Below are 24,546 nucleotides of genomic sequence, written 5' to 3' on the forward strand. Positions count from 1 at the left end.
CTGATATGAGTCAGTGATTCGGGTGAACGAACGACGCTACAGATTCAATGACGCAGGGATAGCATGACAAAAGCGGCGAAGTCTTATTGGTGAATTAGAGAGGGAAAATGGCGGCTATTCAGCAGATGAATTTATTTGTAAAAATTCCAGATAAGGAAAACACCCCTCAGTGCGAGACGGAGAGGTGTTTATTGCTGACGTGCTGGCACATCAAAAACCTAATGAATCCAGCAGATCGTCTACCTGTTCTTGTGAGGCCACAACACCGACACCGTTGGAATCGAGTTGCGGGCCGTTCAGCAGGCTGTCGTTTTCGCGCTTCGCTTTAGCCTGTTGTTCAGGAATATTTTCCATCAGCACCATTAACAGCTGATTTTCGATTTCCTGTACCACGGTCATCATGCGTTTAATGACCTGACCGGTCAGGTCCTGGAAGTCCTGTGCCATCATGATTTCCATCAACTGAGCATTGGTAAAACTGGTGTGCTCAGGGATTTCTTTCAGGTAGCTGCGGGTGTCCGTGACCAGCTCGCGGGCATCCGATAATTCAATCGGATTTTCAAACCATTCATCCCAACGCTTATCAAGTTTCTTCGCGGCAGATTCAAGTTTGTTCTGACGAGGCTGCGCAGCCTCAACACAGTTCAGGGCGCGTTCAGCCGCCTGAGCCGTCATGGTGACAACATAATCAAGACGATCGCGGGCATCCGGAATTGCTTCGGCTGCCTGAGCAATGGCCTGATCCAGACCAAGTTCACGCATGCTGTCACGCAACATACGGGTCAGTTGCCCAATACGGGCGATAATTTCGCCCGCGGTTGCTGCATCATTTGCAGGCATTGGTATCTCTGCCATATACGGACTCCTACATGCCCAGTTTTTCGAAGATTTTGCCCAGTTTTTCTTCCAGCGTGGCGGCGGTAAAGGGTTTAACCACATAACCACTGGCCCCGGCCTGTGCGGCGGCGACGATGTTTTCTTTCTTCGCTTCTGCGGTTACCATCAGCACCGGCAACTTGCCCAGCGCAGCGTCAGCACGGATGGTTTTCAGCAGATCCAGACCGTCCATGTTGGGCATGTTCCAGTCGGATACCACGAAGTCAAAACCCCCGGCGCGCAGTTTGTTCAGCGCATCAACACCGTCTTCTGCTTCTTCAACGTTGTTGAAGCCCAGCTCTTTCAGCAGGTTGCGCACGATACGACGCATGGTAGAGAAATCGTCTACTACCAGAAATCTCAGATTTGGATCGGCCATGTTTTATCTACTCCTAAGGTTTGCTACCCAGCACAAGGCTGAAAAATTAAATACGTAATGCCTGACCGGCTGATATTTGCGCCAGCATCCGCTGGCTGATTTGGCTGAGATCCACCACTTCGTTTACGCCACCGGTGGCGATAGCCTCACGGGGCATACCGAACACCACACAACTGGCTTCGTTTTGTGCAAGGGTGTAAGCCCCTGCCCGGTGCATCTCAAGCATGCCGGCGGCGCCGTCATTGCCCATTCCCGTCAGGATCACCCCAACGGCATTGCGTCCGGCAAACTGCGCCACCGAACGGAATAAAACGTCGACCGACGGACGATGGCGGTTCACCGCCGGACCGTCGTTCAACTTAACCTGGTAGTTGGCGCCACTGCGCGTGAGTTCCATATGTCTGTCACCCGGTGCGATATACGCATGGCCCGGCAAAACACGCTCTCCGTCTTCCGCTTCTTTCACCGTGATCTGACATAACTTGTTCAGACGGTCGGCGAAAGAACGGGTGAAACCCGGTGGCATATGCTGGGTAATCATCAGCGCCGGACAGGTCGGCGGCAGCGGTTGCAGCACGTGGCGGATAGCCTCTGTGCCGCCCGTTGATGAGCCGATGGCAATCAGTTTTTCACTGCTCAGCAGCGGCGTATGGCTGAGAATACGCGGCTGATCAATGTTGACGCTTTTGTTCAGACGCGCTTTTGAGGCCGTGCGGATTTTATCGGCAATCATCTCGCTGTAGGCCAGCATACCTTCACGGATACCCAGTTGCGGTTTGGTCACAAAGTCAATCGCGCCAAGCTCCAGTGCACGCAGGGTAATTTCCGAGCCTTTGCCGGTCAGTGAGGAGACCATCACCACCGGCATCGGACGCAGACGCATCAGCTTTTCGAGAAAATCCAGGCCGTCCATACGCGGCATTTCAACATCCAGCGTCAGCACGTCCGGGTTAAATTTCTTGATGAGATCACGCGCCACCAGCGGATCGGGGGCGGTCGCGACCATTTCCATATCCGGATGGCTGTTGATGATTTCAGTCATCAGCTGACGCATTAACGCCGAGTCATCGACGCTCAACACTCTGATTTTATTCATTACCTCTCCTTGGCGAGGCCATAGACAGTCTGACCGCGCAAATAAAATTCCCGGCTGATTTGGCTGAAGTTTTCGGAGTGTCCGGCAAACATCAGACCACCCGGTTTAAGTAACGGAACAAATCGGCGTAAAATTTTCTCCTGCGTTTCTTTATCGAAATAAATCATCACATTACGGCAGAAAATTGCATCAAACGGACCGTTCAGCTGCCACTGGTTCGCCAGCAGATTCAGTTGCTGGAAAGCCACCATCTGCGCCAGTTCGGGACGCACACGCACCAGGCCACTGTGCGGGCCTGTGCCTTTGAGGAAAAATTTCTGTAACTGCTGCGGGCTGAGCGTGCGCAGTTCTTCGAGGCGGTAAACCCCGGCGGTGGCTTTCTCAAGCACCTGCGTATCGATATCACTGGCCTGAATGCGGCAGCTTGCCATCCGCGGCCCCAGCGCTTCACTCAGCGTCATGGCGATGGAATAGGGTTCTTCGCCGGTCGACGCCGCCGTGCTCCAGACGCTGTAACTGTTCGGACGCGAACGGGCATGTTCTGCCAGGATCGGGAAGTGATGCGCTTCGCGGAAAAACGCCGTCAGGTTGGTGGTCAGCGCATTAATAAACGCCTGCCATTCCGGACTGTTGCTGTCGTTTTCCAGCAGCGCCATATAGCTGGTGAAATCATTAAGCCCAAGTATCCGCAACCGCCGGACCAGGCGGTTGTAGACCATTTCGCGTTTGTGATCCGCCAGCACAATACCCGCGCGCTGATAGATAAGCTCACTTATCCGGCGGAAATGGGTATCGGACAGCGGTAAACGCTGGATCATCTGTGCCATGATCGAAGTGTTATCAGCACTCATTGGCGAGCCTGGTTGATTCATGGTGCAGCTCCATTAGAGGGACAGGTGGTGTAACGGGTACCCAATTCACTCTTCATCTGGTATCAGAATGTTTCCCAGTTATCTGCCGATACCGCGCCTGCGGTTGCCGGAAGTAATGCGGGTTGGGCCACCTGGCGGGATGTCAGGCCCTGAGCCAGTCCGCTGCGGCGTTGACCTGCGCCGTCAGTGGTGGCAAGGCGAAACACCGATACCGCACGGGTCAGATTTTCAGACTCGATTTCCAGCGCATGCGTGGAAGAAGCGGCCTGCTGAACCAGCGTGGCGTTTTGCTGTGTAACCTGATCCATTTGGGTCACGGCAATCGATACCTGTTCGATGCCACGACTTTGTTCGTCAGACGCCGAGGCGATTTCGCCCATGATGTCAGTTACGCGGGTGACAGCACGAACGATGTCATCCATGGTATTTCCGGCGGATTCAACCAGTTGGGAACCCTGACTGACGCGGCTGACAGATTCATCTATCAGTGCTTTGATTTCTTTCGCGGCCTGTGCGCTGCGTTGTGCCAGGGTTCGTACTTCACCGGCCACGACCGCAAATCCACGGCCCTGCTCACCGGCACGTGCCGCTTCAACCGCCGCGTTCAGTGCCAGAATGTTGGTCTGGAACGCAATGCCATCAATGACGCTGGTGATTGCGCTGATTTTCTTCGAGCTGCCTGCAATATCATTCATGGTTTTCACCACGTTGCCGGTCAGTTCACCACCTTTTTCTGCGGTATTCGACGCATCGCGTGCCAGTTGCGTGGCCTGACAGGCATTCTCGGCATTCTGTTTCACGGTGGCGGTCAGTTGTTCCATGCTCGCTGCGGTTTCTTCCAGCGCCGACGCCTGCTGTTCAGTCCGTGAAGACAAATCAGTGTTGCCCGCCGCGATCCCTTTCAGGCCGGAGAACATGGTGTCAGCGCCGTGACGCACGGTGCGGACGGTGTCTGCCAGCGACGTTTGCATCTGCTGCAGGCTTTCCAGCATGACTTTAATTTCGTAGCGCCCTTCTGCAACAATGGGCGAAGAGATATCACCGGCCCCGATGCGGTCGAAATGTCCGCGCATAATGGTCAGCGGAGTAAACAGAATGCGGCGGGTCACCACCAGCGCCAGTACCGTCAGGGCAATCAGCAGAACCAGGGCGACGGAGGTGTTGATCATGACATTCTGGTAAGACGCTGCGGTTTGCGTTTGCGCTTCCCCGAAGCGGGCACTGACGTAGGCAGTGTAATCACCGACATCTTTCTGGAACTGATCCTGATACTTTTGCGCCGGACCGTTCAGAAAACCGTTCATGTCGCCGCTGGACAGCAGCTCAGTCAGCGTCTGCAACATATCGTGCAGTTGCTGATAACTCGCCTTGTTCACAGCGGTCAGTGCCACCGCTTTTTCTGTTCTGCGGGGCAGAGCCAGAAATGCAGCGTAAGCGTCTTCGGCCTTTTTCAGGCTGGCTTTGGCATCCGACATCAGCTGAGTGATGTTTTCCTGGGGCTGTTTCAGCGCCAGACGCGTTGCCGCGCGGTTAAGGGTATTACGGGTCTGCAACAGATAAGACCAGGACTGGCTGAGCGCATCACGCTGTTCAGCGGTGTTGGATATCTGCTCAAAATTCAATTTATCCGTGTGGGCGGCCTGCAGCGATAACCCGCTGTTAACCAGTTGCATAACAAAGAACACTATCAATAACAAAAACATGCAGGTGGACACACGGATGTGCTTAAACATGGATAACCTCATTAGGTGCCAGCCCAGACCGGCACCTTTATTCTTATACCCTACATACTCGGGACTGCCTTTGCGTTAACGGCAAACCTGACTCTTTCGGGTCGCGATGTTATGTACGTGCTTAGAAGGTTTCCCAGTTTTCGGTTAAATCTGTTCCCTGCGCTCCACCCTTACCGGCTTTAGAACCAGAAAGGTTCGGAGTCAACAGAGACAGCCTCGCCGAAGATGCCGGATTCTGGCGCACGTTGTTATTTGCGGTCTGGCTCAGCGTAAACACGGCCACTGATTGCGTCAGCAGGCTCGCCTGCTCTTCCAGCGCCGCAGAAGCGGACGCGGATTCTTCAACCAGTGAGGCGTTCTGCTGCGTCACCCGATCCATTTCAGTGATGGCTTGTGCGACCTGCTCAATCCCGCGGCTTTGTTCATCCGATGCCGAGGTGATTTCGCCCATAATGTCAGTCACACGCGTAACGGCATTCACCATGTCATGCATGGTTTCACCGGCACTTTCCGCCAGCACTGAACCGGTATTAATGCGGCTGACAGAATCATCAATCAGCCCTTTAATTTCTTTTGCTGCCTGCGCGCTGCGTTGCGCCAGGGTACGGACTTCACCGGCCACGACCGCAAATCCACGGCCCTGCTCACCTGCACGCGCCGCTTCAACGGCGGCGTTCAGCGCCAGAATGTTGGTCTGGAAAGCAATCCCGTCGATCACACCGGTAATGTCGGTGATCTTTTTCGAGCTGCTGGCGATGTCATTCATGGTATCGACCACGTTTGCTACCACTTTCCCGCCCTTCTGTGCGGTTTCGGACGCGCTCAGTGCCAGCTGGCTGGCCTGACGGGCGTTTTCGGCGTTCTGTTTCACGGTCGCGGTCAGCTGTTCCATACTGGCGGCGGTTTCTTCCAGCGCAGACGCCTGCTGTTCAGTACGTGAGGACAAATCACTGTTGCCTGCGGAGATCTCGCTCGCACCGCTGTAAATTGCATCAGCGCCATGACGTACACCAGAGACCGTGCGGATCAGTTCGTCCTGCATGTACTTGAGACTATCGGCAAGCTGGCCGATTTCATTACGGCTTTTCACGACTATTTCGTGCGTCAGATCACCGGTTGCAATTTTACGGATGGTATCGACGATATTTTTCAGCGGATGGATCAGGATGCGTTGCACGCCAGTCCAGGCCAGCAGGATGAAAATCGCCAGCACAATCAACACGGTACCCAGCATCCATATGGCATGCGTGAAGGAATTCTCGCTCACTTTCACCGCCTCGTTATACAGACGGTCGTTCTGATCGATATAGGTGACGAAAGCTTTTTCGAAGTTGTCCTGATACTGCTGAGTCGGTTGTTCGAAGAAGTCATTGATACGCCCCAGACCAATCAGCTCAATCAGTTCCGAAAGCGCGTCATGCAGCACCTGATATTGCTTTTTGGCGTCGGCGGCAAATTGCGGGTTCTGGCTGGCATCAGCGGGGATTTTTTGATAACTGGCAAAGTGCTGATCGGCGATTTGCAGATCTTTGGTGGCGGTATCAATCAGTTCTTTGACCGTTGCGCCGCTGCCCATCTGGTTGGCGTCGAGCATGAAACGGATACCCGCACGGTTCAGGGTGTTGCGGGTTTGCAGCAGATAAATCCAGCTGGCGTTAAATTCTGCCTGTTGTAAACGGATTTGCTGAGACGTGGTGAAATTATCTTTGTCTGTCTTTAACGATTTAAAGAACAGGCCACCGGATACCAACTGTAAAGCACCGAAGACCACCAGTAAGATCACGATGCCCGTGACCACTTTCATACGGTTAAACATGTTGTTCCTTTTCAAATGAGAATTATCTGGAACAGTTATCGGCAGGAAGAACAGGAACTTTATGTGATGGGGGTCAAATTTTTTCGGGGGAAGTGATCAGGCAACGGTGGCGACAAAACTCTTTAAAACTGCGATGCGATGGGCATCCGGATTGACCAGAAGGTCGTGATGAATCATCAGCACCACGCCTTTAAGTAACTCTGTGGTGTTGTCGATCTGGGACAGGGATTTGAGTTTTTCGATATCATTACCGATCTCGCGCCCTTTCAGGGAAAGGCGCTTATTGGCCAGACCGGTCGCCAGTTCGGACGTCAGCAAGGTCACCAGGCGCAGGGCCGCTTCAGGGTTTGATGCCAGCTGATGAATATAATATTTGAGCAGTAACGGCACGAAATCAGGGGTTGCCCCCAATTCCGCACTCGCCATGTTCAGCAGATCAATCATGTGCGCAGGCACACGGGTTTCCACGGCTTTGCGTTGTATCTGCAACTGCTTTTTGATGGCAGGCACAGACTGAAAAGGGATCACCGCAACGCTGTCGCAGGTTTTACATACGCCCGCAATGATATTTTTCACCATACCGCTGCCGTCATCAAACGGCACATCGCGCAGCTGATAGCTGACAATGCGAAAAGCCTCACAGACACCACACATCGCCTTTTTCTCGTCTCCGACTTTATAAATAATCATATTCTTCCTTAATGATGAACGCTGATAAAAACACTGGTGGGCTCTGTAAAATACCACTTGATGTACCAGGGTACTCCGGCACTACTGACGGTGATGATGTGGACATCAATACTGCTGTCAAAATGGTAGGGGCGAACCTGATAATGATCTCCGGATGCCCTGCCGATTAAGGCAGCCACTTCAAAGGGCGAGATGTCACCCGTACTTAACAAATTCTTAAGCTGAATCCCGCGTCTTGCCTCAAATTCAATATTTCCATTCTTCAAACATTCGATCACCTTCCATTTGATCTCTCTGAAACTCATGAGCCCTCAATGTACGCCAGTTGTCGTACTTAATCAAATTATCATTTTGCATCACGACTATTTCCGTGAAGCCCCGTCCCGCAGGGCTATCACGCCATATTCAGTAAAAAGATGCGCAGGGAAAATGATTATTTTTCAGACAAATGGAAGACATTACGCAAAAACGCGCTGCACGATATGCAACGCGGATTTGTAAACTCAGGACGGCTCGCAAGACACCGTTTTACGCCGCCCCCTGCCGTTAAAAAGCAAATAACTGAGAAGTGCCAGTACCCATACGCCTGCCGCGCCATAGAGCAGAATGCCTGCAAAGCCATCAGTCAGTGCCTGCGCAATCTGTCCGCTTTGCAGGGTTTCAATGGCTGAGCCGCCTGCAATACGTTCTGCCAGCAAAGATAAATCCCCTGCTGCGGGCATGACTTTTTTCAGGCTCCCGGCAATTCCCGCCACCAGCAGGTTTCCCATGAGCGCAATGTTGATCGCCAGGGTAATCAGGCGCGCACTGATATCAATCCCCGACGCCATTCCCGCGCGGTTGGCCGCAACGGAACCGGTTGTGGTGTTGGTGACCGGTGTATTGGTCAGCCCCAGCGCAATGCCTGCCAGCAGCGCACCCGGCAATAGGCTAAGGTGATGAACGACGGCGATTTGCATCAGCATAAAACCTGCGCCTATTGTGAATAATCCCAGCGGGATCAGACGTGACGCGCCAAAACGTGTTGTCAGTTTTTCACCGAGCGGTGGCATCAGCAACGTGGGCAACGTATAAGCCAGCAGTGCCATACCGGTAGCGACACTGCCATAACCCAGCCCGCCCTGATAATACACCGGCAGATAAATCATCAGCGGCCAGAAGCTGAAATTCATCCCTACCGACCCCATCAGCGCACCAGAAAATGCCCGGACGCGGAAGACCGAAAAATCAAACATCGGGTGCGGATGGCGTTTTTCAATGCGGATGAACATCACCGCGCTGACGGCGGTAGCCAGCAGAACAGCGCCTGCTGTAACACTGCTCCAGCCCAGACTGCTGCCCTGAGTAATGAGGAACGTCGCGCCCAAGACCGTGACCGAAAGGGTAATCAATCCCCCCAGATCCAGTTTTTTAGCCTGTCCGTCACGGGATTCCACCACGTTTTTCAGCGCCAGAATCAGGGTCAGTACGGCGATAACAACGTGGATCAGAAACACCCATCGCCAGCTCAGCCAGGCGACCAGCGTGCCACCAATGATCGGGCCGAACCCTAACCCGAAACCAAACGTAATCCCCCATGCGGCAAACGCCTGACTGCGCGCTTTCCCTTGCGGAAACTGCGAGGAAAGGATCGCAATCAGGCAGGTCAGCATTGCGCCGCCGCTCAGTCCCTGAAGAAAACGTCCTGCGATAAGCCATTGTGCGCTACCGGCGAGACCGCACATCAGCGAGGTCAGCCCGAACGCTGTAATGCTGATGATAAAAACACGTTTCCGTCCATAGCGGTCTGCCAGCGTACCGGTCGCCATCAGTACCGTGGTGCAGGCGAGCGTGTAAGCGTTCATGATCCACTGAAGCTCGCGGAAACTGGCATGCAGTTCCTGTTCGAGTACCGGTGATAATACGGGGACGCTGGAAATTTCCAGCCCCGACATCAGGGCGGCCAGACAAACCGCCATCAGTGCGAGTGTGTTTTTCATGATTAAATCCTGCGGGGATAAGAGACGCATAGCATGGAAGATTGGCGTCAGAGTAGAAATCTGCCGGTATGCCATGTATCGTCAAGATCGTGCCAACCTGAGGGTTATCCTTTCATGCAAAAAGTTGATCTGCCGCTGATGTCTTCCTCCCGCCATCCCGCTGCGCCCAACCGGCGACTGGTGCTGCTGGCTTATGAATGTCTGTGTACCTTCGAGTTTGGCATCGCCGTCGAAGCCTTTGGCCGTGCCGATGAACTCACGGGCGAACCGCTGTACGAGTTAGCCGTCGCGTCGGTAGAAGAAGGGACTTTCGGCGCGCAAGGCGGCGTGCGACTGGTGGTAGATGGCGGGCTGGAACTGCTGGAAGACGCCGGTACGATTGTGATCCCCGGCTGGCGCAGCATTCACGAACCGGCGTCTGAGCGGCTGATTGCTGCGCTGCAAAAAGCCCATCACAACGGGACAAGAATTGTGTCGATCTGCGCGGGAAGTTTCGTGTTGGCCGCTGCGGGTTTGCTGGACGGTAAACGCGCGACGGCGCACTGGAACAGCACCGATGTCCTAGCGCAAAAATTCCCTGACGTGCAGGTTGAGCACGGCATGATTTATGTCGATGAAGGCAGCATCATCACCTCTGCCGGTGGTGCGGCGGGCGTCGATTTGTGTCTGCATCTGATCCGCCGTGATTATGGTATCGAAGTCGCTAACCGTACAGCGCGCCGCATGGTGACGCCGCCGCTGCGCGAAGGGAATCAGGCTCAGTTGATCCAGCAACCGGTACCACGGCATCAGACAAAAACGCTGGCGCCCTTGCTCGATGACTTACGCGGCCATCTCAATACACCGCTGGTGATTGATCAGCTCGCCAGACAAGCCGGTATGAGCCGCCGCACCTTCCTGCGCCGCTTCCATGATGCTACCGGCACCACACCGGGAGAATGGATGCTGACCGTGCGGCTGGAAAAAGCCTGCGCCCTGCTGGAAAACGGCACACTGAGTATTGACCGCGTTGCCGAACAGGCCGGTTTCGGTTCGCCGGAAACTTTACGTCATCATTTCCGCCAGCGGCTGGGCATGTCGCCGACACAATGGCGCAAGGGGTTTGTTGAACGGGATTTGGTGGGATGAGTTTTGGGGGGCTGGCAGCAGTGGACTTCCGCCGCCCTGGTGACGCATTTCTAAGCTGCCTGTCCGGCAGTGAACTGTTGGGTTTTCAGCTTTAGGCTTTGAACGGCAAGAGATTATCCCTGTTTTAGCAGAAATACCCTCTTTTTTTGTGGGTTCGCATGCACTCATTAAATCAATGAGTTAGGAGCAGTGCAAAAAAGAGGGTCAGTCTGGAGATGTCATTAATACCCCATCCCGGCCTTCCCCTTCGCCGGGGAACGAGCAAGAAAAAAACTTCTGCCCTTATTTTTAACAGGAAGAATCAGAACGAGGGTTTTATTCGATCGAGACTGGCGTGATCAAAAATCTTGCTGAACGGAGCGGCCTGAAGACCGGGGGCTTCAGGACCGGGAGAAGGCATCGCGGAGCGACAAGATTTTGCGCCACACGCTAGGGTGACAGAACATGTCCGTCGTGCCTGCGACAGCGCGCAGTGAAAAGAGCGTGGAGTCCAGAGGCCCGCGCGATTGCGGGTCTCTGGGCCAGTGTGGGCGGCGAGCCCACGACCTTGACCTTAAAAACGAAAATCAAATTTTCGTCACACTATCAACGAGTGCCATTTCTTCACTGCTCAGCAGCTTCTCAATATCCACCAGGATCAACATACGGTCACCCAGCGAACCCAACCCCGTCAGATACTCCGTCGACATGGTCACGGCGAATTCCGGTGCCGGGCGGATCTGATCCTGGCTCAGCGACAGCACGTCTGATACGCCGTCAACCACGATTCCGACAACGCGGTTTTCGAAGTTAAGTACAATCACCACCGTGTTTTCGTTGTAAATCACATCTTCCTGAGCGAATTTCACCCTCAGGTCGAGGATCGGCACGATGACGCCGCGCAGGTTGGTGACACCTTTAATAAAGGCCGGGGTGTTAGCAATACGGGTTACCTGATCGTATCCACGGATTTCCTGCACTTTGAGGATATCGATGCCGTATTCTTCATCGCCTAAAGTAAAGATCAGAAATTCCTGACCTACTGTTTCGCCCGCAATTTTCGCCACGGTTGCAAGTCCTGCCATGTTGTTCACCTTTGCTTTTATCTTTAAATCGGCCTGAGTTTTTCACACCCGGCAACCTTGCGGTCACCGGCAGCTTTGCTTGTTATGCGGCGGTGGAGCCTGTTGCTAATTTATCGCGGTTCAGTGACTGCAATGCAGACACGTCCACGATCAGCGCCACACTGCCGTCGCCCAAAATAGTGGCGGCGGAAATGCCCGGTACTTTGCGATAGTTGCTTTCCAGGTTTTTCACCACAACCTGATGCTGACCAATCAACTGATCAACCAGCAACGCGTAGCGACGCCCTGCACTCTGCAAAATCACCACAATGCCCTGCGTGGCTTCGGTTTTGGCGTCTTCAACATCAAAGACGTTGTACAACTCAACCAGCGGCAGGTATTCACCGCGCACCTGCAGAACACGTTCGCCACCAGCCATCGGATGCAAATCCTCTGACAGCGGTTGCAGAGATTCCATCACCGCGTTCAGTGGCAGAATGAAGACTTCTTTACCGACTTTCACTGACATCCCGTCGAGGATCGCCAGCGTCAGTGGCAGCAGGATACGGATGGTGGTGCCTTTGCCCTGCTGGGAATGGATTTCAACGTGCCCACCCATTTCCTGAATGTTTCGTTTCACCACGTCCATGCCGACACCACGGCCTGAAACGTCAGTGACTTTTTCTGCGGTCGAGAAGCCTGCGGCAAAGATCAGCATGCCGACTTCTTCATCGCTCATGTTGTCATGGACGTTCATGCCCTGCGATGCGGCTTTCGCCAGAATACGTTCGCGGTTCAGACCGGCACCATCGTCGATCACTTCGATGCAGATATTGCCGCCCTGATGTTCTGCAGAAAGCGTCAGGTTACCGGTGGGTTCTTTACCATTGGCAATACGCACATCCGGCGTTTCCACACCGTGATCCAGACTGTTACGCACCAGGTGCGTTAACGGATCGATGATACGTTCGATCAGGCTCTTATCCAGTTCGGTCGAGCTGCCGAGCAGTGTCAGTTCGATTTGCTTATTCAGTTTGCTGGCCAGATCTCGCACCAGACGCGGGAAGCGGCTGAACACGAATTCCATCGGCATCATACGAATCGACATCACCGATTCCTGCAAATCACGGGCATTACGTTCGAGCTGGCCCATGCTGTTGAGCAGGTCACTGTGGACAACCGGATCCAGCAGATCTGAACGCTGCGCCAGCATGGACTGGGTGATCACCAGTTCGCCCACGAGGTTGATCAACTGGTCAACCTTTTCAACAGCAACACGGATGCTGGTGGATTCAGGGGCTTTAGGTGCACGGGCTTTGGCCGGTTCGCTGTTCGGCACTGCCGTCAGTACCGGAGCCTGACGGGCGACGACCGCCGGTGCTGCAGCCACTTCCGCCACAACAGGCGCGGATGCGGCAACCGCAACGGCTTCAGAAGCAACCGCTGCCGGGGCGTGAGTGAAGCTGATTTGTTCCGGCTCCAGCACAAAACACAGCACGGCAATAATGTCGTCTTCGCTAACGGTGGTGACCAGGGTGGCTTCCACGCTGTCATCAGTCTGAACCGGATCTTTTATCTCGCCGAGATTGCCGAGTTCCTCCAGCATCACAGGAATTTCCTGTGTTTTCAGGCCGGAGAGACGAACGCGCAAATCGCCCTTACCGGCAGCGGGTGCAACCGGCGCTGTCGCGACAGATTGTGCCGCTGTCTGGTCTTCAACCACGTGAAGATCAGGCACAGGTTCACGCGCCTGTTGCGCTTCGAGGGCCAGTTGTCTCAGGGCCGCACAGATATATTCAAAGCTTTCTGCGTCAGGATCCCGGGAAGATTTATAGGCGTCGAGTTGCTCCTGCATAATGTCTTTTGTTTCCAGAAACAGGTTGATGATGTCGGTGCTCAGGCTCATTTCAGCGCGACGAGCACCGTCGAGCAGGTTTTCCAGTAAGTGAGTCGTTTCCTGTAAAACCGTAAATCCAAACGTGGCTGCACCGCCTTTGATTGAGTGCGCTGCGCGGAAAATCGCATTCAGTTGCTCAATGTCAGGCGCCTGCGGATCAAGTAACAACAGATGTTGTTCCATGTCCGCCAGCAACTCGTCTGCTTCATCAAAAAATGTCTGATAAAAATCAGTAATATCCATGCTCACGTGATCACCTCTGCTGTGAATCGCGGCTTGTTAATGTGTCGCAGGTGCCGTGCCCGCCGCGGCAGCCGGAGCTGCCGTCGCAGGTTGAGCGCCTGCCGAGGGTGTCACTGGCGTCTGCGTCTCAATCCCGGGTATTGATGGTGCTTTCTCTGGTGTGGCCGGTGCCGGGTTTGCCTGTGGCGCTAACGCCGGAGCTGCCGGAGCCGAACTCATTTTTGGTGCTAATGCCGGCACTTTTTGTGTGCCTTGTACTTGTCTTTGCAGCTCGCCAGCGTCACTGATCGTGATCGCCTCGCCCTCGCTGTTTTCCCGTTCAATCGCTTCTTCCGCGTGTTTGTTCAGGACCAAAATACTGATACGACGGTTGATGGCGTCACCTGCCGGATGGTTTTTCAGTTGCATGGAAGACCCCATGCCCATCACCCGCAGGACTTTCCCTTCGCTGAGGCCGCCGCTCATCATCTCGCGACGTGAAGCATTCGCGCGCTCAGTCGACAGTTCCCAGTTGCTGTAGCCACGTTCACCTGTGGCATACGGCATGTCATCGGTATGCCCCGCCAGGCTGATCTTGTTTGGAAAACCATCCAGTACCGGGGCAATCGCCCTGAGGATATCGCGCATGTACGGCTCAACAATCGCGCTGCCAAGCTGGAACATCGGGCGGTTTTTGCTATCGATAATCTGAATGCGCAAACCCTGCTCGGTCAGGTTAATCATCAGGTGTGGACGTAAATCTTTCAGCCGCGGATCCGACGCCAGCATGTCTTCCAGTTTTTGCTGCAACCGCTGTAAATCGTCCGACTCACGCTTACTCGCCCCCTGCGACTGCTCCATTTTATGGACTTCCCCGTCCTGTACGGTCGGGTCTTCGCCACCGCCCGGGATCGGGCTGGTAGCATCGCTGCTGCGCGGCCCGCCGGTGATCGCCACCGCAAGGGGGGTACGGAAGTATTCGGCAATTTGCACCAGTTCTTTAGGGCTGGAGATCGAAATCAGCCACATCACCAGGAAGAAAGCCATCATCGCTGTCATAAAGTCAGCGTAAGCAATTTTCCACGAACCGCCGTGATGCCCTCCGCCGTGCTTATTCTTTTTCTTGCGTACAACAACGATTGGATGGCTCTGATGCTTCATACTTTTTCTTCTTCAGTTTGTTTCTGACCCGGCGACTTGACCTGGCGAACGTGTTCCTCCAGTTCAATAAAGGAAGGCCGCTCCGAGGTGTACAACGTTTTACGGCCAAATTCGACGGCAATTTGTGGCGCATAACCGTTAATGCTCGACAGCAATGTCACCTTGATGCACTGCATCATTTTGGCGTTTTCAGCACTCTTCTGGCGTAACACGCTGGCCAGCGGAGAAACAAAACCGTACGCCAGCAGGATACCGAGGAAGGTCCCGACCATCGCGTGGGCAATCAGCGCCCCGAGTTCTGCGGCAGGTCGGTCAGCAGCGGCCAGGGTATGTACGATCCCCATTACCGCAGCGACGATACCGAATGCCGGGAGTGAGTCACCCACCAGCGCCAGGCTGTTCGCCGGCACTTCACTCTCGTGCTCGTAAGTTTCGATTTCCTCGTCCATCAGCGCTTCAATTTCAAAGGCATTCATGTTGCCGCTGACCATGAGGCGCAGATAGTCAGTCAGATATTCGACTAACTGTTTATCGGCAAGGATGCGCGGATAATTAGCAAAAATGTCGCTTTCGGCCGGATTGTCGATGTCATTTTCCAGCGACAGCATCCCCTGTTGGCGTGATTTGGCTAATACCCGGTAAAGCAGCGCCATCAGATCCATATACAACGCTTTATTGTATTTTGATGCGCGGAACAACTGCGGCAGCGCGCGCATGGTGGATTTGATCGCTTTGCCGTTGTTACCGACGAAGAAGGCACCGATGCCGGCACCGCCAATAATGAGCAATTCTGCGGGTTGGTATAACGCGCCCAGCTCACCGCCGACGAGCATGAAACCGCCGAACACAGAGCCCAACACCACGATGTAACCTATTATCACTAGCACGATGAATCCTTAATTCGATGTGGTTTTAGGGCGAGGTTAAGCGCGCGCCATGTGCCTGACCGATTTGTGCCGTGGAAACGTGCATAAAAAGTGTCAGAGAATGGCTGAGATGTTAGGGGGGAATTGATGAGCGGTGGTAGCCACCGCTCAGAACGACTTACTGCTACCCAACTATCTCAAACTGCGTGCTTGACCTGTTCGTCCAGCTCTTGAGATGTTATATCGGCAACCTGCGGGGAAAGTTTACGTTTTTTTACTGCTCGGGACGGGGGCTGGCAAAGACTGCAAACAAACCCGTGGCGGGGTTGGTGTGCATGGGTAATAAATGAGCCATCACAGCAGTTACACGCTGAAAGCTGCAACATGCCGCTGTCGACAAAACGTACTAACGTCCAGGCACGGGTCAGCGCAAGGATCGGCGCTTCCCCCGGCTGCTCAGGACACTGTTCCAGATATAAACGATAAGCCTTGATCACCGCCTCCACGCCATTACAGTGGCCGCTCTTTAGCAGGAAAGAGTAAGCGTTGTAAAACATGGAGGAATGGATGTTCTGTTCCCAGGTCATGAACCAGTCAGTAGAGAACGGCAACATGCCTTTCGGGGGAGGACTTCCTCGCAACTCTTTGTACAATTTAATCAGTCGGCCACGACTTAATTGCGTTTCGCTTTCCAGCATCTGCAATCTGGCACCCAGCGTAATCAGTTCCATAGCCAGCTGAATGTCCCGTGCTTCCTGAACAATACTTTTTTCTGCTGGCTTGGTTGACGCATCTTTACCAGACATAGCTACGCCCTTTTCTTCATCGCGCCGCTTTCTTTCGCGGCCAGGCCTTTCAGCAGATGGCTGGACAACAAGATACCGGTATGGATTTGTTGTAAGTCATCCACCCGCGATTCCTGGGTCAAGCGTTCAATTGTCTTGCTGTCATCAAAGCGGAACTGACACAAAAGCTGGTTCGTTTCAGCTAACTTCACCATCTGAGGCAGCGTCAGCTGTCTCAGGGTATCTGCCATAACGTCATCGATCCCCAGGCGAAACATCGCTGAGGCCTTTTCGTCGTTAATCAAACGCTGTGCCAACAGTAAATATGACAGGTTGATATCATATATGTGCTTAAGCAATTCGGACATTCTGTTCTACCCCATTACCGATGCCGTTTTTTTAAGACGGCGGATTGATAGACATATTCCATGCAGCAAGAGTTTTACCCGGCGTGACAGGAGTATTTTTTACTATCAAAACAATTGGATCATTGGCTGATTAATAAATCTCACGATGATTATTAGATTTATCCCGCGGTATTTACTTCACCGCCAATACAAAGTTGTTCCTGATGTAAACTAAATTAATTGTGACAATTGCACTGCTAAGTAATCGAAAAACACTTTAGTTTTGGTGTACTGGCAGAGTCCGTTGCTGTGATGGCGCCTCATTCAGTGAAACGCTTTTACATACATTATTAGGAATAATCTTACTACGCTGCAACTCTAACCCCGTTTCCTTTATACATACAATCTTACCGTTGACGAATTTTGAATAAAGTGTGATAGAGATCACACTTTATAACTTTATTTTGCTTCTGAAAGTGCAATTTATCGTAAAAATCTGCGCATTTTTAAGCCAAAAGTAAAAAAGCGTCTAAAAAGCTCTCTTCAGACAGCCTTTTTTAGCCTTTTTTAGATCAATTTGTACAAAGGCCAACCAAAGCCAAATGAACAGCACAGATAATAATTAATAACTTCTCATGCAGCTATTTATGCTGGAAATTTCAAATAGCATGATCATTGTGCTAAATACACCCAACCCAGTCAGCACAAGGGTTTTCGGGGAGTTGTCCTAATGGTTTGTGAGGAAATTAAGCGCGAATTGTTCTTAAACCGTGAGCAGGCACGCGGTTTAAGAAATAAAAAGACAATTATTGTAATAATTTATGACCGGACACGCGGAAACATCCAGCAACAAGACCGGATTGATAAGAAGAAGTGATGGAATGGCATAGTGGTGCCGAACTTAACCTATCGGCAACTGTTCAGGAAAACTTTAATCATTGTGCTTAAAAAAGTGCTTTATACCGCGCAATAGCAAATTAAAAACGCGCGACTAGGAATTTTATTACCAAACCAGCATCTGTCGCCAGTTTCACCTGCAGATTGGCGATTAAAACGCATTTTTAACTACGCTGTCAGAAGAATATTAGACAACAAGCCTAAAAAATGTACCGCCATTAAACCGGCTAATTAAACGGAAGGATAAAATAGGCGTTGCAGGATAAATGAATAATTTCCTGCACATGAGAAAGGGGTTTTCCGAACGTTAATGCAGCAGACACTTAACAACCTGCCGAAATTTCCGGCAGGTCATAACGTGAAATTATCTACACCGCGTTTGGTGATTAAAAAGGCATGGTTCGCGGATCAGGATGCTGATATTCAAAGCCAAGTTCTTTGCAGATTCGCTCACCATCGACGATTTTGCCCTTCTGTGCTGAAGCTTGTTCAGCAAAAGTCGGCGGCTCCAGCCCCATCTGTCTGGCCAGCGCCGGATAAAACTCCGCTTTAGCAGGATGAGCAGGTGCGCACAGGTTATATGTATGGCCGCCTTTCGGCAGACTGAGTAACAACGCAATCGCGGCAATCACATCATCCTGATGCACCAGGTTGACACCATGCTGACCGCCTTTCACCTGCGTCTTTCCGGCCATAAAACGTCCCGGATGGCGATCGCCGCCGACCAGACCGGCCAGACGCAGTACATCGACAGACGTATTGGGTAAACCATGGAGCCAGTTTTCGAGTTCTTTGAGCACCTTTCCGCTGGTCGTGACCGGTTCAAGCGGCGACCCCTCACGCACCACACCCTCTCCTTCACCGTAAACAGATGTCGAGCTGGTGAAAATAATGCGTTTGACGTTATGCGCCAGCGCGCTGTCGGTTAACAGCTGTACCGCCTGGAAGTACAGTTCGCTGCCGTCCACCGTCCGGCGCGCAGGCAGGGTAATAATCAGCGCATCGACATTCAGCAACTGATCGAGATCTTCCGCCACACATTCCATCTGCGGCGTAAACACCAGCGGGAAACACTCGATCCCCACGGCTCTGGCGGCATCTACCCCATCCGGCGTGGTTTTACTGCCGACCACCTGATAACCTTTTGAAGCCAGCGCCATCGCCAGTGGCATTCCCAGCCAGCCCAGTCCGATAATCGAAACCTTCTTCATACTTCGCTCCGTTGTTTCATTGGCATGTGGCATCACATCACCCACTGCTGATACTGCTTCCTTTATACTAGCAAATGTCACCTTTTCCCGGTTCAGCCTGCGTAAGGTTTTCTCTGCCTCTGTTAACAGATCATTCATTTATTCGATGAAAACCCTGCTGCAGATAAGAAAAACTCATCATCGGAAAAAAAGGTTGCGCTGTTACCGCCCGATAGTTTAGTTTTATTGGCAGCGAATTTGATATGTGTGGCGAATGATTCAAATCTGAATCACGCGGCATATAAATGAACATACTGAGACACTGACATGACAAACGTTCTGATTAACCACCGTCATCACCATCACCCTGACTAGTCTTTCAGGCGATTGGTGCTGGGAGACTGTTTAGATCTTCCAGTGGCGCAGAACGCAGAGATAGCCCCCGGAAGATTTCTTCCGGGGGCTTTTTTTTTGGCCTGACGGATTGAAGTTAACGCCTTTAAACAAACGATTTTTACGATAAATAATTAAGAAACTGAGGTCATCATGCTGGATAAAACACGTTTACGGATAGCAATGCAAAAGTCGGGTCGCCTGAGCGATGAATCACGCGAACTGCTGGCCCGCTGCGGGATCAAAATCAACCTGCAGGAACAGCGTCTGATCGCCTTCGCAGAAAACATGCCGATCGACATTTTGCGCGTGCGTGATGACGATATCCCGGGGCTGGTGATGGACGGTGTGGTGGATCTGGGTATCATCGGTGAAAACGTGCTGGAAGAAGAGTTGCTGAGCCGCCGCGCCCAGGGCGAAGACCCGCGTTATTTCACCCTGCGTCGTCTGGATTTTGGCGGTTGCCGTCTGTCACTGGCGACGCCACTGGACACGGAGTATACCGGTCCGCAAAGCCTGCAAAACGCCCGCATCGCCACCTCGTATCCGCACCTGCTCAAGCAGTATCTCGATAAAAAAGGCGTCGATTTCAAATCCTGCCTGCTGAACGGTTCTGTGGAAGTCGCCCCGCGCGCCGGTTTGTCGGATGCGATTTGTGACCTGGTCTCTACCGGCGCCACGCTCGAAGCCAACGGCCTGCGTGAAGTGGAAGTGATTTATCGCTCCAAAGCCTGTCTTATCCAGCGCGACGGCGAAATGCCACAAGAGAAACAACTGCTGATCGACAAAATGATGACCCGTATTCAGGGCGTTATTCAGGCACGCGAATCCAAGTACATTATGTTGCACGCGCCAAGTGAGCGTCTTGATGAGATCGTTGCCCTGCTGCCGGGCGCTGAGCGTCCGACCATTCTGCCGCTGGCAGGCGATCAGCAACGTGTGGCCATGCACATGGTCAGCAGCGAAACCCTGTTCTGGGAAACGATGGAGAAACTGAAAGCGCTCGGCGCCAGCTCCATTCTGGTTCTGCCAATCGAAAAAATGATGGAGTAAGCCATGAAGCCTGACGCGTTCACTACCCCGATTGACTGGCAGCAATGCGACGAACAACAGCGTCGCGAGCTGCTGACACGCCCGGCAATTTCGGCGTCTGACCGTATTACCGAATCTGTCAGTGAAATCCTGCGCCGCGTGCGCAGTGAAGGTGACAGTGCGCTGCGCGAGTTTTGCGCCCGCTTTGATAAAACTGAAGTCCGGGAATTGCGCGTCACTGCACAGCAAATCGGGGCAGCGGCCGCGCGTTTAGGTGAGGACGTTAAACAGGCGATGGCACATGCCGTGCGCAATATCGATACCTTTCATCAGGCACAAAAACTGGCTGTGGTGGATATCGAAACCCAGCCCGGCGTACGTTGCCAGCAACTGACCCGCCCTATTCAGTCCGTGGGTCTGTATATTCCGGGCGGTTCTGCGCCGCTGGTGTCCACCGTATTAATGTTAGCGACCCCGGCGCGTATTGCCGGATGCCAGAAAGTGGTGCTGTGTTCTCCGCCGCCGATTGCCGATGAAATTCTGTATGCCGCTCAACTGTGTGGCGTGGAAGAGGTGTATCAGCTTGGCGGTGCGCAGGCAATTGCCGCGCTGGCCTTTGGCACCGAAACCGTGCCGCGTGTGGCGAAAATCTTCGGGCCGGGCAATGCCTACGTCACCGAAGCCAAGCGTCAGGTTAGTCAGAGCCTGGACGGCGCGGCAATCGATATGCCAGCCGGGCCTTCAGAAGTGCTGGTGATTGCCGACAGTGGCGCGACACCTGACTTTGTCGCCTCTGATTTGCTTTCTCAGGCAGAACACGGCCCCGATTCTCAGGTGATTTTGCTGACGCCGGATTTGAAAATGGCGCAGGCGGTTGGTGAAGCCGTTGAACGCCAGTTGCAGACATTATCCCGCAGCGAGATTGCCCGTCAGGCACTGGCAAGCAGCCGTCTGATTGTGGCGAAAGACATCGCGCAGTGTATTGAAATCAGCAATGCGTACGGTCCGGAGCACCTGATCCTGCAAACCCGTGAGCCGGAGCAACTGGTCGACAGTATCACCAGCGCCGGTTCAGTATTTCTCGGTGACTGGTCACCGGAATCCGCAGGCGATTACGCTTCCGGCACCAACCACGTCTTGCCGACTTACGGTTACACGGCCACCTGTTCCAGCCTCGGTCTGGCAGATTTTCAGAAACGCATGACCGTTCAGCAGTTAACGCCTGAAGGTTTGCTCGGTCTGGCAAATACCATCGAAACCCTGGCGCAGGCTGAGCAACTGACCGCACACAAAAATGCCGTGACTTTGCGCGTTAACGCTTTAAAGGAGCAACGCTGATGAGCAATGAAAACACCCTCAGCGTTCAGGCGCTGGCACGTAAGAATGTGCAGGAACTGACCCCGTATCAGTCCGCACGTCGTCTCGGCGGCAACGGTGATGTGTGGCTTAACGCTAACGAATACGCCATCGCGCCACAGTTCGAACTGACGCAGCAGACCTTTAACCGTTATCCGGAATGTCAGCCTGCGCTGGTGATCAACCGTTACGCAGCTTATGCGGGTGTTGACCCGGAACAGGTGCTGGTCAGCCGTGGCGCAGACGAAGGCATTGAACTGTTGATCCGCGCATTCTGTGAACCGGGCAAAGACGCTATTCTTTATTGCCCGCCGACTTACGGCATGTACAGCGTCAGCGCCGAGACAATTGGCGTGGAAGGCCGCACCGTGGCCGCAAAAGCCGACTGGTCTTTGGATCTCCCGGCCATTGAAGCCGCGCTGGATGGCGTGAAACTGGTTTATGTGTGCAGCCCGAATAATCCGACCGGCAATATCATCGATCCGCAAGAGATACGTGCTGTGCTGGAAATGACCCGCGGACGCGCCATTGTAGCGGTCGATGAGGCCTATATTGAATTTTGCCCGCAGGCGACAGTGTCGGGTTGGTTGCAGGAATATCCGCACCTGGCGATTTTGCGCACGCTGTCCAAAGCGTTTGCCCTCGCCGGTTTGCGCTGCGGCTTCACGCTCGCCAACAGCGACCTGATTGGTTTATTAATGAAAGTGATCGCGCCTTATCCTTTATCTACGCCTGTAGCCGATATCGCTGCACAGGCGCTGAGCCCGGAAGGGCTGGCGATAATGCGTCAGCGGGTGACTGAAGTGACGGAAAACCGCGCGTGGTTGCGGGAAGAACTGGAAAAATGCGCCTGTGTTGAAGAGGTTTTTGCCAGCGACACTAACTACGTCCTCGTCCGCTTCTACGCTTCAAGTGCCGTCTTTAAAAACCTCTGGGATCAGGGCATTATCCTGCGTGACCAGAACAAGCAACCGGGACTTTCCGGCTGCCTGCGGATCACAATCGGTACCCGGGAAGAACTGCAACGGGTGATCACCGCCCTGCAGCCTTTACCTGGCGCTACCGCATCCACTCTTAATGATAATCAAAATAGCCCCCGCAAGGAGCACATGTGAGCCAGAGTCCGTTATTGCAAAAAACACTGTTTATCGACCGCGACGGTACCCTGATTTCCGAGCCACCTGAAGATTTTCAGGTCGACCGTCTGGACAAACTGGCCCTCGAGCCGGGCGTCATTCCGGCACTCTTAGCGCTGCAAAATGCCGGTTTTAAACTGGTGATGATCACCAATCAGGACGGTCTGGGCACCGCCAGTTTCCCGCAGGAAACCTTCGACCCGCCGCACAACCTGATGATGCAGATCCTGACCTCACAGGGCATCGTTTTCGACGAGGTGCTGATTTGTCCGCACCTGCCAGCCGATCACTGCGATTGCCGTAAACCAAAAACCAAACTGGTGGCGGGTTATCTGGAAAGCGGCGTGCTGGACACGGCAAACAGTTATGTGATTGGCGACCGTGACACTGATATCCAGCTGGCGGCCAATATGGGTATCGCCGGGCTGCGTTATCAGCGCGATACGCTGAACTGGGCGACGATTGCAGAGCAACTGACTCAACGTGACCGCCATGCAAAAGTTAACCGCGTAACGCGGGAAACGGCCATTGATGTGGATGTCTGGCTGGATCGCGAAGGTGAAAGCAAAATCCGTACCGGCGTCGGTTTCTTCGACCATATGCTGGATCAGATCGCTACGCACGGCGGTTTTCGTATGAACATCGAAGTGAAAGGCGATTTATATATCGACGATCACCACACGGTGGAAGATACCGCACTGGCGCTGGGCGAAGCGCTGAACAAAGCGCTGGGCGATAAACGTGGCATTGGCCGTTTCGGATTCGTACTGCCAATGGATGAATGTCTGGCTCGCTGTGCACTGGATATCTCCGGGCGTCCGCACCTGGAATACAAAGCTGAATTTAACTATCAGCGCGTCGGCGACCTGAGCACGGAAATGGTCGAACACTTCTTCCGTTCACTGTCTTATGCGATGGCCTGTACCCTGCACTTGCGTACTAAAGGCAAGAACGATCACCACCGTGTTGAGAGCCTGTTCAAAGCCTTTGGCCGCACACTGCGCCAGGCAATTCGTGTGGATGGCAACACCCTGCCGAGCTCGAAAGGAGTGCTGTGATGAATGTCGTTATCCTTGATACCGGCTGTGCCAACCTCTCTTCCGTGAAATATGCAGTTCAGCGTCTGGGCTATGAGCCCACGGTGAGCCGTGAACCGGAGATTGTGTTGCAGGCTGACAAATTGTTTTTACCGGGCGTCGGCACGGCGCAGGCGGCGATGGAACAGCTCGAACAGCGTGAGCTTATTGACCTGATCAAAGCCTGCACCCAACCGGTGCTGGGCATTTGTCTGGGTATGCAACTGCTGGCTTCATCGAGCGAAGAAAATGGCGGTATCGATACACTGGGTATTATTGAGACGCCGGTGCAGCGCATGCCAGACCTCGGTTTGCCGCTGCCACATATGGGCTGGAATCAGGTCACCGCCAACGCCGACAGCCATTTATTCCGCGGCATTGATGAAAATGCTTACTTCTATTTCGTCCACGGATTTGCCATGCCGGTATGCGAAAACACGGTCGCTCAGACACTTTACGGCGAGCCCTTCAGCGCCGCCGTACAAAAAGACAACTTCTTCGGCGTGCAGTTTCATCCCGAACGTTCCGGTGCCGCGGGCGCACAGTTGCTGAAAAACTTTCTGGAGATGTAAACAG

22 protein-coding genes and 1 other annotated feature are annotated in these 24,546 nt (G+C 53.4%); of the genes, 6 read left to right on the top strand and 16 right to left on the bottom strand.

Going from position 1 to position 24,546, the window contains the following annotated elements:
* Positions 1–210 precede the first annotated feature (210 nt).
* The 9 genes from cheZ to DXU84_RS12745 form a co-directional block, all read right to left on the bottom strand.
* Positions 211–855, bottom strand: a complete 645-nt coding sequence (cheZ, locus tag DXU84_RS12705) for a protein phosphatase CheZ (protein ID WP_013575155.1) — start codon at positions 853–855, stop codon at positions 211–213.
* A 10-nt stretch (positions 856–865) separates the two neighbouring features.
* Positions 866–1,255, bottom strand: a complete 390-nt coding sequence (gene cheY, locus DXU84_RS12710) for a chemotaxis response regulator CheY (RefSeq protein WP_013575154.1) — start codon at positions 1,253–1,255, stop codon at positions 866–868.
* A gap of 46 nt (positions 1,256–1,301) precedes the next feature.
* Positions 1,302–2,351, bottom strand: coding sequence for a chemotaxis response regulator protein-glutamate methylesterase (locus DXU84_RS12715; RefSeq protein WP_013575153.1), 1,050 nt, complete (start codon positions 2,349–2,351; stop codon positions 1,302–1,304).
* Entirely contained in the window at positions 2,351–3,223 is an 873-nt protein-coding gene (gene cheR, locus DXU84_RS12720; protein WP_013575152.1) for a protein-glutamate O-methyltransferase CheR, read from the bottom strand. The genes DXU84_RS12715 and cheR overlap by 1 nt, the downstream gene beginning before the upstream one ends.
* A gap of 62 nt (positions 3,224–3,285) precedes the next feature.
* The gene (locus DXU84_RS12725; protein ID WP_153375904.1) at positions 3,286–4,956 is read right to left on the bottom strand and encodes a methyl-accepting chemotaxis protein; all 1,671 of its coding nucleotides are present in this window, start codon (positions 4,954–4,956) and stop codon (positions 3,286–3,288) included.
* A gap of 121 nt (positions 4,957–5,077) precedes the next feature.
* On the bottom strand, positions 5,078–6,772 hold the full coding sequence (locus tag DXU84_RS12730; RefSeq protein ID WP_013575150.1) for a methyl-accepting chemotaxis protein: 1,695 nt from the start codon (positions 6,770–6,772) through the stop codon (positions 5,078–5,080).
* 96 nt (positions 6,773–6,868) lie between these two features.
* Complete coding sequence (locus DXU84_RS12735; RefSeq protein ID WP_037034841.1) at positions 6,869–7,462, bottom strand: hypothetical protein; 594 nt, start codon at positions 7,460–7,462, stop codon at positions 6,869–6,871.
* A gap of 8 nt (positions 7,463–7,470) precedes the next feature.
* Positions 7,471–7,767: a hypothetical protein gene (locus tag DXU84_RS12740; RefSeq protein ID WP_013575148.1), complete on the bottom strand. Its 297-nt coding sequence runs from the start codon at positions 7,765–7,767 to the stop codon at positions 7,471–7,473.
* A gap of 198 nt (positions 7,768–7,965) precedes the next feature.
* Complete coding sequence (locus DXU84_RS12745; RefSeq protein ID WP_013575147.1) at positions 7,966–9,441, bottom strand: MFS transporter; 1,476 nt, start codon at positions 9,439–9,441, stop codon at positions 7,966–7,968.
* A gap of 114 nt (positions 9,442–9,555) precedes the next feature.
* Here DXU84_RS12745 and ftrA point away from each other — a divergent pair, with 114 nt between their 5' ends.
* Positions 9,556–10,569, top strand: coding sequence for a transcriptional regulator FtrA (ftrA, locus tag DXU84_RS12750; RefSeq protein WP_013575146.1), 1,014 nt, complete (start codon positions 9,556–9,558; stop codon positions 10,567–10,569).
* Positions 10,570–11,135: 566 nt separating this feature from the next.
* Here ftrA and cheW read toward each other — a convergent pair.
* The 7 genes from cheW to DXU84_RS12785 form a co-directional block, all read right to left on the bottom strand.
* The gene (cheW, locus tag DXU84_RS12755) at positions 11,136–11,633 is read right to left on the bottom strand and encodes a chemotaxis protein CheW (RefSeq protein ID WP_013575095.1); all 498 of its coding nucleotides are present in this window, start codon (positions 11,631–11,633) and stop codon (positions 11,136–11,138) included.
* An 82-nt stretch (positions 11,634–11,715) separates the two neighbouring features.
* Positions 11,716–13,752, bottom strand: coding sequence for a chemotaxis protein CheA (gene cheA, locus DXU84_RS12760; RefSeq protein ID WP_153375938.1), 2,037 nt, complete (start codon positions 13,750–13,752; stop codon positions 11,716–11,718).
* A 36-nt stretch (positions 13,753–13,788) separates the two neighbouring features.
* Positions 13,789–14,892: a flagellar motor protein MotB gene (gene motB / locus DXU84_RS12765; protein WP_013575093.1), complete on the bottom strand. Its 1,104-nt coding sequence runs from the start codon at positions 14,890–14,892 to the stop codon at positions 13,789–13,791.
* Positions 14,889–15,779 carry a flagellar motor stator protein MotA gene (gene motA, locus DXU84_RS12770; RefSeq protein WP_217244285.1) on the bottom strand — a complete coding sequence of 297 codons (891 nt, stop codon included), beginning with the start codon at positions 15,777–15,779 and terminating at the stop codon, positions 14,889–14,891. The genes motB and motA overlap by 4 nt, the downstream gene beginning before the upstream one ends.
* Before the next feature lie 176 nt (positions 15,780–15,955).
* A complete protein-coding gene (gene flhC, locus DXU84_RS12775; RefSeq protein WP_013575091.1) occupies positions 15,956–16,564 on the bottom strand; it encodes a flagellar transcriptional regulator FlhC in 609 nt (202 codons plus the stop codon).
* A gap of 2 nt (positions 16,565–16,566) precedes the next feature.
* On the bottom strand, positions 16,567–16,911 hold the full coding sequence (gene flhD / locus DXU84_RS12780; protein WP_013575090.1) for a flagellar transcriptional regulator FlhD: 345 nt from the start codon (positions 16,909–16,911) through the stop codon (positions 16,567–16,569).
* A 1,262-nt stretch (positions 16,912–18,173) separates the two neighbouring features.
* Complete coding sequence (locus tag DXU84_RS12785; protein WP_112198259.1) at positions 18,174–18,998, bottom strand: SDR family oxidoreductase; 825 nt, start codon at positions 18,996–18,998, stop codon at positions 18,174–18,176.
* Between the two features lie 329 nt (positions 18,999–19,327).
* Positions 19,328–19,449 (top strand) — a sequence feature (His leader region).
* A gap of 74 nt (positions 19,450–19,523) precedes the next feature.
* On the opposite strand from DXU84_RS12785, the gene hisG reads away from it, so the two are divergent.
* Genes hisG through hisH form a run of 5 tightly spaced genes read left to right on the top strand, consistent with a single transcriptional unit; the run spans position 19,524 to position 24,542 of the window.
* The gene (gene hisG / locus DXU84_RS12790; RefSeq protein ID WP_013575087.1) at positions 19,524–20,423 is read left to right on the top strand and encodes an ATP phosphoribosyltransferase; all 900 of its coding nucleotides are present in this window, start codon (positions 19,524–19,526) and stop codon (positions 20,421–20,423) included.
* Between the two features lie 3 nt (positions 20,424–20,426).
* Positions 20,427–21,740 (top strand): histidinol dehydrogenase, encoded by a 1,314-nt coding sequence (gene hisD / locus DXU84_RS12795; protein WP_013575086.1) that lies wholly within the window; start codon positions 20,427–20,429, stop codon positions 21,738–21,740.
* Entirely contained in the window at positions 21,740–22,873 is a 1,134-nt protein-coding gene (gene hisC, locus DXU84_RS12800; protein ID WP_121019428.1) for a histidinol-phosphate transaminase, read from the top strand. Before hisD ends, hisC begins: the two co-directional genes overlap by 1 nt.
* A gap of 14 nt (positions 22,874–22,887) precedes the next feature.
* Entirely contained in the window at positions 22,888–23,952 is a 1,065-nt protein-coding gene (gene hisB, locus DXU84_RS12805) for a bifunctional histidinol-phosphatase/imidazoleglycerol-phosphate dehydratase HisB (protein ID WP_015689709.1), read from the top strand.
* Positions 23,952–24,542 (top strand): imidazole glycerol phosphate synthase subunit HisH, encoded by a 591-nt coding sequence (gene hisH, locus DXU84_RS12810; protein WP_013575083.1) that lies wholly within the window; start codon positions 23,952–23,954, stop codon positions 24,540–24,542. The genes hisB and hisH overlap by 1 nt, the downstream gene beginning before the upstream one ends.
* Positions 24,543–24,546 lie beyond the last annotated feature (4 nt).

Source organism: Rahnella sp. RcJ3, from assembly GCF_009498575.1.
Classification (GTDB): domain Bacteria; phylum Pseudomonadota; class Gammaproteobacteria; order Enterobacterales; family Enterobacteriaceae; genus Rahnella; species Rahnella aceris.